The sequence below is a fragment of the Pseudomonas sp. NPDC089752 genome (genome assembly GCF_044748725.1).
Classification (GTDB): Bacteria; Pseudomonadota; Gammaproteobacteria; order Pseudomonadales; family Pseudomonadaceae; genus Aquipseudomonas.
On the sequence record NZ_JBIVGP010000031.1, the window covers coordinates 1 to 10,592 of the forward strand.

The window sequence follows — 10,592 nt, forward strand, 5'->3', positions numbered from 1 at the left end:
ATCGAGTACATGGGCCGGATCGACCACCAGGTGAAGATCCGCGGCTTGCGCATCGAGCTGGGTGAGATCGAAGCGCGGTTGCTGGAACAGGACGAGGTCCGCGAAGCCGCCGTGCTGGCGGTGGACAGCCCTTCCGGCTTGCAACTGGCGGCCTATGTGGTGGCGGCTGCGCCGCCCGAAGCGGCCGTCGTATTGCGTGAGCGGCTGCGTGCGGCACTGGCCGAGCATTTGCCCGACTACATGGTGCCCAACCACCTGCTGTTCCTCGACGCCTTGCCACTGAGCCCCAATGGCAAGCTCGAACGCAAGGCCCTGCCGGGGTTGGGCGAGCAATGCCTGGCTCGCGCCTGGCGTGCGCCGCAGACCGAGCTGGAAGGGCAATTGGCAGAGGTCTGGGAGCAAGTGCTGCAGGTCGAACGGGTAGGCCTGGACGACAACTTCTTCGCCCTGGGCGGGCATTCGCTGCTGGCCACGCAAGTGGTGGTGCGGGTGCGCAGCCTGGTGCGGGTCGAGGTGCCGCTCAAGGACCTGTTCGAAACCGACAGCCTGGAGGCGTTTGCCGAGCGCGTCCAAGGCCTGTGTGCGGTACATCGCTCGGTAGACGACGAATTGGCTAAATCTTTGGAGGCTCTCAAACGTTTATCCAGCACTGAGTTGGAGAAACTACTTTCGTAAAGGAGCCTTGGGTGCAAGCGTTGATCGAGTCGGTTGGAAGTCTCTCGGCAAAAGAGAGAAAAGCGCTGGCAGTACTGCTCAAGCAAAAGGGCATCAACCTGTTTTCGGTGGTGCCCATTTTCAAGCGCGACAGTGCCGAGCCACTGCTGTTGTCCTTTGCCCAGGAGCGTCAATGGTTCCTCTGGCATCTCGACCCGACGAGTTCGGCGTATCACATCCCGACCGCCCTGCGCTTGCGTGGGGCGCTGGATGTGCCGGCGCTGGAGCGCGCCTTCAACGCGCTGATCGCCCGTCACGAAAGCCTGCGCACCGCCCTGGTGGAAGACCAGGGCCAGGTGGTGCAGGTGGTCAACGACGCGTTCACCCTGAGTTTGCCAGTCGAGCCCTTGGACGCCGTCGACCCGGCGCAGCTGCACGCCTGCGTGGAGGAAGAGAGCAAGCGCCTGTTCGACCTGCGCCAGGCGCCACTGTGGCGCGTGCGCGTGCTGCGCCTGGCCGACGACGACCATGTGCTGGTACTGACCCAGCACCATATTATTTCCGATGGTTGGTCGATGCAGGTGATGATCGACGAGCTGATGCACTGTTACCAGGCGTTCTGCCTCGGGCAGGCGCCGAGCCTGCCTGAGTTGCCGATCCAGTACGCCGACTACGCCCAGTGGCAACGCCAATGGATGGACGCCGGGGAGCGCGAGCGGCAACTGGCCTACTGGACCGCGCAGCTGGTAGACGAGCCCGGTGTGCTGTCGCTGCCTTATGATCACCCGCGGCCGGCGCAACTGAGTGACCGCGGTGCGCGTTACGACCTGCAGGTGCCGGCTCCCCTGGCTGCGGCCCTCAAAAGCATGGCCCAGCGTGACAATGTCACCCTGTTCATGTTGCTGCTGGCAAGCTTCCAGGCCTTGCTGCACCGGTACAGCGGGCAGGGCGATATCCGTGTCGGCGTACCCACCGCCAACCGTAATCGGGTGGAAACGGAGGGCCTGATCGGTTTCTTCGTCAACACCCAGGTACTCAAGGCCGACTTCACCGGCGTGACGACTTTCGCCGAACTGTTGCAGCAGGTGCGTGCCACCGTGCAGGCGGCGCAGGACCACCAGGACTTGCCGTTCGAACAGCTGGTCGACGCCTTGCACCCGCAGCGCACCTTGAGCCACAGCCCGCTGTTCCAGATCATGTACAACCACCAGGGTGACGGCCACGGCCGTCGCCGCGAGGCCGGCCGCAGCCAGGGGCTGGCGCTGGAAAGCCTGAGCTGGGACAAGCAGACGTCGCAGTTCGACCTCACCCTCAACACCCAGGAAACCGGCGAGCAACTGAGTGCCAGCCTGACCTACGCCACCGACCTGTTCGACGCCCCGACCATCGAGCGCATGGCCGGGCATTGGCTGGCCCTGTTGCAAGGGCTGGTCGACGACCCCGCCCAGCGCATCGAGCGGCTGCCACTGCTGAGCGGCACCGAGCAGCAAGCCCTGGCCGAGGGCTGCAGCGGCCCAGCCCAGGACTACGACCGCAGCCAGTGCATTCATCGGCAGATCGAGGCGCAGGTGTTGATCAAGGCAGACGCGCCAGCGCTGTATGCCGACGAGCAGGTGCTGGGCTATGCCGAACTCAATCGCCGGGCCAACGCGCTGGCGCACCGCCTGATCGAGCTGGGCGTGGGCCCGGAAGTGCGGGTGGCGGTGGCCTTGCCGCGCACGACGGAAATGCTCGTCGCCCTGCTGGCGGTGCTCAAGGCCGGCGGCGCCTATGTGCCGCTCGACCCGGACTACCCGGCCGAGCGTGTGGCCTACATGCTAGATGACAGCCGCGCGCGGGTGATCATCAGCCAGCAAGCGTTGCTGGCGGAGCTACCCGCCCTCGATACGCTGCACGTGGTGCTGCTGGAAGCGGGCGCTGACCTGGCGACCCAGGGCTACGGCGAAGGCAACCCGAGCACGCAGGTCAGCGCGCAGAACCTGGCCTATGTGATCTATACCTCCGGTTCCACCGGCAAGCCGAAAGGCGTCGCCATTGCCCATCGCAACGTCATGGCGCTGATGCGCTGGTCGGCCACGGTTTACCCCGAAGCCGCGATCCAGGGCGTGTTGGCCTCCACATCGATTTGCTTCGACTTGTCGGTCTGGGAGCTGTTCGTCACCCTGGGCAATGGCGGCTCGCTGGTACTGGCGCGCAATGCCCTGGCGCTGCCGGAGCTGGCTGCCCGCGACCAGGTGCGGCTGATCAATACAGTGCCGTCGGCGATTGCCGGCCTGCACCGCGCCGGGCAGATCCCGCCTTCGGTGCGCATCATCAACCTGGCGGGCGAGCCGCTCAAGCAGGGCCTGGTCGATGCCCTGTATGCGCAGTCGACGGTCGAGCATGTCTATGACTTGTACGGCCCCTCCGAAGACACCACCTATTCCACCTGGACCCGCCGTGAGGCGGGTGGCAAGGCGAACATCGGCCTGCCGCTGGGCAATACCCGGGGCTACCTGCTGGATCCACAGTTGCAGGTGGTGCCGGCCGGTGTCGCGGCCGAATTGTACCTGGCGGGCGAGGGCATCACCCGTGGCTACCTGGCACGCCCGGGCCTTACCGCCGAACGTTTCGTGCCGGACCCGTTCGCCGCCGATGGGCAGCGCATGTACCGTACCGGTGATTTACTGCGCCAGGCCTGGCAGGCGCCGCTGGAGTATGTCGGGCGTATCGACCACCAGGTCAAGGTGCGCGGATTCCGCATCGAGCTGGGTGAGATCGAAGCGCGCCTGCTGGCGTTGGGTGAACTGCGCGAAGCCGTGGTGCTGGCAGTGGACGGCGCCGTTGGCCAGCAACTGGTGGCCTATGGCGTGCCGGTGACTGCCGCCGCCGACCCACAAAGCCTGCGCCAACGCATCAAGGCTGGCCTGCGCGAACACTTGCCGGACTACATGGTGCCGGCGCACCTGGTGCTGCTCGACCAGCTGCCACTGACCCCCAACGGCAAGCTCGACCGTAAAGCCCTGCCGCAACCCGAGGCTACCCCGCTGCATGCCTTCGTTGCCCCGCAGAGCGCGGTGGAAAAGGCGCTGGCGGGCATCTGGCAAGACGTGTTGAAGCGCGAGCAGGTCGGTGTAAGCGACAACTTCTTCGAACTGGGCGGCGATTCGATCATCACCTTGCAGGTGGTCAGCCGCGCGCGCCAGGCGGGCATCGTCATCAACGCCAAGCAACTGTTCCAGCACCAGACCGTGCAGGGCCTGGCCACGGTTGCCGAGGTCGGTGGTCAGGGCCTGACGATTGACCAGGCGCCGCTGCAGGGGCCGATGCCGTTACTGCCGATCCACCATGAGTTCTTTGCCACCGCCATGCCGCAGCGTCACCACTGGAACCAGTCGGTGCTGTTGCAACCGCGGCAGGCGCTGGACGCCGTTGTGCTGGAGCAGGCGTTGCAAGCCTTGTCTCGCCACCATGACGCCCTGCGCCTGGTGTTCGACCCGCAACCCGGCACCTGGGTGGCGCGCTACCGGGGCCTGGACGAGCAGTCCGCGCAGCCGTTGCTCGAACACCTGCACGGGCTTGGCCTGGCTGGCCTGACCGCTGCCTGCAACCAAGTCCAGGCTAGCCTGGACCTGCAGCAGGGGCCACTGCTGCGTGCATTGCTGGTTGATCTGGACGACGGCAGCCAGCGTCTGTTGCTGGTCATTCATCACCTGGCAGTGGACGGCGTGTCCTGGCGTATCCTCTTCGAAGACCTGCAAACCGCCTACCAACAGTTGCAGGCCGGCCAGGCACCGCGCCTGCCGGCCAAGACCAGCTCGGTCAAGGCCTGGGCCGAACGCCTCGGTGAGTATGCCCGCAGCGAAGCCCTGCAGGCCGAGCTGGGTTACTGGCAGGCACAATTGCACGGTGTCGACGCCGATCTTCCGTGCGAGCGCGCCGAAGGTGCCCTGGGCAACCAGCACGCAGCGACCGTGCACCGCCAGCTCGACCCGGCCACTACCCGGCAGTTGCTGCAACAGGCGCCTGCGGCGTATCGCACCCAGGTCAATGACCTGCTGCTCAGTGCCTTGGCCCTGGTGGTCAGCCGCTGGACCGGCCGCGCCGACACGCTGATAAAGCTCGAAGGGCACGGCCGTGAGGCTCTGTTCGACGATATCGATCTGACCCGCAGCGTCGGCTGGTTCACCAGTGCCTTCCCGATGCGTCTGCAGGCCGGCCATGACCTCGACAGCACCCTCAAGCAGGTCAAGGAACAACTGCGTGCGTTGCCGGCCAAAGGCCTGGGCTTCGGTGTGCTGCGCCACCTGGGTGATGAGCCTACACGTGCCGCGCTGGCCAGCCTGGCGGTGCCGCGCATCACCTTCAACTACCTGGGCCAGTTCGATGCCAGCTTTGCCGGCGAAGGCGCTGCCTGGCTGCGCCCGGCAGCTGAGGACGGTGGTGCCCAGCAGAGCGCGTCGGCGCCGTTGGACAATTGGCTGAACATTGCCGGCAAGGTGTTCGATGGCCAGCTGAGCCTGAGCTGGACCTACAGCCAGGCCATGTTCGACGCGGCCACCGTCGAGCACCTGGCCGATGCACTGATCGCCCAGTTGCAGGCGCTGGTACGCCACTGCCTGGACGAGCAGGTGTGGGCGGTGACCCCTTCGGACTTCCCGCTGGCGGCGCTGACCCAGGCGCAACTGGATGCACTGCCGCTGCCGGCGGCGCGCATCGACAACCTCTACGGCCTGTCGGCCATGCAGCAGGGCATGTTGTTCCATTCGTTGTACCAGCACGGCTCGGGCGACTACATCAGCCAGATGCGCCTGGACATCCAGGGGCTGGACCCGGAGCGCTTCGCTGCGGCCTGGCAGGCAGTGATCGATAGCCATGACATCCTGCGTACCGGGTTTGTCTGGCAGGGCCTCGAACAGCCGCTGCAGATCGTTCAGCGCCAGGTGGGGCTGCCGTATGCGTTGCACGATTGGCGTGGCCGAGAGGACCTGGCGCCAAGCCTGGACGCCCTGGCCGACGCCCAGCGCGCGCAGGGCTTCGACCTGGCCGAGGCGCCGCTGTTGCGCCTGGTGCTGGTGCGCACGGGCGACGACCGTTACCAGCTGATCTACACCCACCACCACATCCTGATGGATGGCTGGAGCGCCTCACGGCTGCTCGGTGAAGTGCTGCAACGCTACAGTGGTGAGGTGCCACAGGCCACGACCGGACGCTATGCCGACTACATCGCCTGGCTCCAGCGTCAGGACCTGGGCGCCAGCGAAGTCTTCTGGAAGCAGCAACTGGCCGACCTCGGCACGCCGACGCAACTGGCCCGCTGCGTGGCCGCTGGCAGTGGCGCCGAGCAGGGCCACGACAATTTGCACGGCGGCCTGGATACCGCGCAGACGGTGCGGCTGGTGGAGTTCTGCCGTCAGCACAAGGTGACCTTCAACACCTTGGTGCAGGCTGCGTGGCTGCTGCTTCTGCAGCGTTACAGTGGCGCCGACACCGTGTGCTTCGGCGCCACCGTGGCGGGCCGGCCCAGCGAACTCAGCGGCATCGAGCAGCAGATCGGCCTGTTCATCAACACCTTGCCGGTGATCGCCAGCCCGCGTGCGCAGTTCAGCGTAGCGCACTGGTTGCAGACGGTGCAGACACAGAACCTGGCCCTGCGCGAACAGGAACACACGCCGCTGTTCGAAATTCAGCGCTGGGCTGGGCAGGCCGGTGAAGCCTTGTTCGACAACATCCTGGTGTTCGAGAACTACCCGGTATCCGAGGCGCTGGAGCAGGCCAACCCCCCGGGCATTCAGTTCGCCAACCTGCACAATCACGAGCAGAGCAACTACCCGCTGACGCTCTCTGCGAGCCTCGGCGAGCGGCTCAAGCTGCACTTCAACTACGACCGTCAGGCGTTCGCTGCGCCAGCGATTGCGCGCTTGCACGGCCAGCTCTGCCAACTGTTGCTGCAGATGGCCAGTGGCGACGGCTCGCAGCGCCTGGGCGCCTGCCAGTTGCACAGTCCCCAGGAACAGGCGGCGTTGCTGCGCCGGTGGAACCCCAACACGCTGCACTGGCATGACCAGCCGTGCCTGCACCAGATGATCGCGGCCCAGGCCGCGCGCACGCCGCACGCCATCGCGCTGAGCCACCAGGGCGAGCACTGGAGCTACGCCGAGCTGGACGCCCAGGCCAACCGCTGGGCGCACCGCCTGGGCGAGTTCGGCGTGGGCGCCGATGTGCGGGTTGGCATCGCCGCCGAGCGCGGCCCCTGGATGATCGTCGGCTTGCTCGCGATCCTCAAGGCGGGCGGGGCCTATGTGCCGCTTGACCCGCAAGCTCCCGAGCAGCGCTTGAGCTACATCATCGAGGACAGCGGCATTGCGCTGCTGCTGACCCAGGCCTCACTGCAGTCACGCATCGCCACGCCTGCCGGCCTGGCCACGCTGGTGCTGGAAGACGACGTGCAGGCGTATCCCGCCAGCGCGCCGCAGGTACAGGTGCAGGCCGACAACCTGGCGTATGTCATCTATACCTCCGGCTCAACCGGCCGGCCCAAGGGCACGCTGCTGCCGCACCGCAACGTGGTCCGGTTGTTCCAGGCCACCGAGGCCTGGTTCGGCTTCGCGGCCGACGACGTGTGGACGCTGTTCCACTCGTTCGCCTTCGACTTCTCGGTATGGGAAATCTTCGGTGCGCTGCTGTACGGTGGCCGCTTGGTGATCGTGCCTCAGGAGGTCAGCCGGGCGCCCGAGGCGTTCTACCAGCTGCTGTGTGAGGAGCGTGTCACGGTTCTCAACCAGACTCCGTCGGCGTTCAAGTCGCTGATGCAGGTGGCCTGCGCCTCGCCAGCCAGTGCCGAACACAGCCTGCGCCACGTGGTATTCGGTGGCGAAGCCCTGGAAGTCAAGGCACTGCGGCCGTGGTTCGAGCGCTTTGGTGACCAGGCCCCGCGCCTGATCAACATGTACGGCATTACCGAAACCACGGTGCACGTCACCTACCGGCCATTGTCGCTGGCGGACCTGGACGCCCAGGTCGCGAGCCCGATCGGCAAGCCGATTGGCGACCTCAACTGGTATTTGCTCGACGCCGACCTCAACCCGGTCGCCCAGGGCGCGACCGGCGAGCTGTTCATTGGCGGCGCGGGCCTGGCCCGTGGCTACCTGAAGCAGGCGGGGTTGAGCGCCACGCGCTTTGTCGCCAACCCATTCGACGACAACGGTTCGCGCTTGTACCGCACCGGTGACCTGGTCACCGAGCGTGAAGATGGCTGCATCGAGTACATCGGGCGTATCGACCACCAGGTGAAGATTCGCGGCTTCCGCATCGAGCTGGGTGAAATCGAAGCGCAGCTGCTGGCCCTGGCGCAGGTGCGCGAGGCCGTGGTGCTGGCCGTTGACGGCATGGCTGGGCAGCAACTGGTGGCCTATGTGGTGCCGCGTGAAGCCGGCGGTGACCCGCTGGCCCTGCGCGAAACCTTGCGCGCCCACCTCAAGGCGCAGTTGGCCGACTACATGGTGCCGGCGCATGTGCTGTTCATCGACGCGTTGCCGCTGACCGTCAATGGCAAGCTCGACCGCAAGGCCCTGCCCAGCCCGGACAGCGGCCCGCGGCTAAGCGATTTCGTTGCCCCGCAGAGCACCCTCGAGTGCCAGGTGGCTGCGGTTTGGCAGGATGTGCTGGGCGTTGCCCGGGTGGGCCTGAGTGACCACTTCTTCGAACTCGGCGGCCACTCGCTGCTGGCAGTGAATGTGGTGTCACGGCTGCAACTGGAGCTGGGCTTGAGCCTGACCCCACAACTCATTTTCCAATTTCCGAACCTGGCTGATTTTGTCGCCCAGTTGGAAGTCAGTGGTGAACAAGTCAACACGTCGACGCTGAACAAGCTGGAAAGCCTGCTCGACGAAATGGAGGAAGTCTGATGGACAAGTTGGTTGCCGCTCGAATCGCCAAGCGGTTCATCACGCTGCCTCTGGACAAGCGCAAGGTGTACCTGGAGAAGATGCTGGCGGAGGGCGTGTCGCCCGCCAACCTGCCGATCCCGCCGGTACGCGAGGCGTTCGCGGCGCTGCCGCTGTCGTTCGCCCAGCAGCGCCAGTGGTTTCTCTGGACGCTCGACCCGCACAGCACCGCGTACCACATCCCCACCACCCTGCGCCTGCGTGGCGCGCTGGATGTCGCCAGCCTGGAGCGCAGTTTCAATGCGCTGATTGCGCGGCACGACACCCTGCGCACGTGTTTCGAGCACGTTGACGGTGAAGTCCGTCAGGTGGTGCAGGCCCACGCGACGCTGCGCCTCGAGGTGGAAACGGCGCAGCGTCAGGGCCAGGACCTGCAAGCAGTGATCCGTGCCTTCGTCGAGCGCGAGACGGCACAACCCTTCGACCTGGACCACGGCCCGTTGTTGCGCGTGCGCCTGCTGGCGCTGGGCGAGCAGGACCATGTGCTGGCGTTGACCCAGCACCATATCGTCTCCGACGGCTGGTCGATGCAGGTCATGGTGCGTGAACTGGTCGAACTCTATGGCCACTTCAGCCAGGGTAGCGAACTGCAACTGCCGGAACTGCCGATCCAATATGCCGACTATGCCATTTGGCAGCGGCACTGGATGGAAGCGGGCGAGCAAGAGCGCCAGCTGGCCTATTGGCGCGCCCACCTGGGTACTGAGCACCCGGTGCTGGCGCTGCCGCTCGACCAGCCACGCCCGGCGCAGCAGAGCTTCCGGGGTGAACGCCTGCAGGTGGCGTTGCGCCCGGGCCTGTTCCAGGGGCTGCAAGCGCTGGCGCAGCGCCACAACGTGACGCTGTTCATGCTGCTGTTGGCCTCGTACCAGGTCTTGCTGCACCGTCACACTGGCCAGGCGCGCATCCGCGTCGGGGTACCGACGGCAAACCGTAACAGGGTCGAGACCGAGCGGCTGATCGGCTTCTTCGTCAACACCCAGATCCTTCAGGCCGACGTGCACGGCGAGCAACCGTTCACGGCCCTGCTGCAGCAAGTCAAGCAGCATGCCCTGGACGCCCAGGCGCACCAGGACCTGCCGTTCGAGCAACTGGTGGAGGCGTTGCAGCCCGAGCGCAACCTCAGCCATAACCCGCTGTTCCAGGTGTTGTTCAACCATCAGGGCAACGCTCGCCCGGCTCGCGTTGCCTCAAACGGTGGCAGTGGGCTGGACGTGGAGTCGTTGCAGTGGGACAACGGCACGGCGCAGCTTGACCTGGCGCTGGATACCTTCGAATCGGCCGATGGCTTGTCGGCCAGCCTGACCTATGCCACCGACCTGTTCGCCCGCACGACGGTCGAGCGCCTGGCCGCGCACTGGCAAAATCTCTTGCAGGCGATCGTCGCCGACCCCAGCCAACGTGTCGGCGAACTGCCGATGCTCGATGCCGCCGAGCAGCAGCTGATCGTCGAGCAGTGGAACGCTACCGCGATCGACCACTACCCGCTGGACAGCGCCGTGCACACGCTGATCGAAGCGCAGGCGGCGAAAACCCCTGACGCCGTGGCGCTGGTGTTCGGCGACGCACAGCTGAGTTACCGCGAGCTGGACCAGCAGGCCAACCAACTGGCGCACCAATTGATCGAGCAAGGCGTCGGCCCTGATGTGCTGGTCGGCATCGCCGTGGAGCGCAGCCTGGAGATGGTGCTGGGCCTGCTGGCGGTACTCAAGGCCGGTGGCGCCTACGTGCCGCTGGACCCGGAATACCCGCGTGACCGCCTGGCATACATGTTCGAGGACAGCGGCATCGAATTGCTGCTGAGCCAGAGCCACCTGCAACTGCCGGTGCCCGCTGCGGTGCGCACGCTGAACCTGGACCTGCACGGCCACCTGGGCTATTCCAGCGCCCCAACCGGCGTGTTGCCAGCGCCGGAAAACCTCGCCTACGTGATCTACACCTCGGGCTCCACCGGCAAGCCGAAAGGCGCCGGCAACCGCCACAAGGCGCTGACCAACCGGCTGTGCTGGATGC

At 66.0% G+C, this 10,592-nt stretch carries 3 protein-coding genes; all 3 read left to right on the forward strand.

All coding sequences use genetic code 11. The features are described 5' to 3' along the window. Window positions 1-675 (forward strand): phosphopantetheine-binding protein (locus tag ACIPZF_RS26030; protein WP_400804933.1); only part of this gene is annotated, 675 nt, incomplete at its 5' end. Between the two features lie 11 nt (window positions 676-686). After that, window positions 687-8,540, forward strand: coding sequence for an amino acid adenylation domain-containing protein (locus ACIPZF_RS26035; RefSeq protein WP_400804936.1), 7,854 nt, complete (start codon window positions 687-689; stop codon window positions 8,538-8,540). Further along, on the forward strand, window positions 8,540-10,592 hold a 2,053-nt coding region (locus tag ACIPZF_RS26040; RefSeq protein ID WP_400804938.1), incomplete at its 3' end, for a condensation domain-containing protein. The genes ACIPZF_RS26035 and ACIPZF_RS26040, both read left to right, overlap by 1 nt.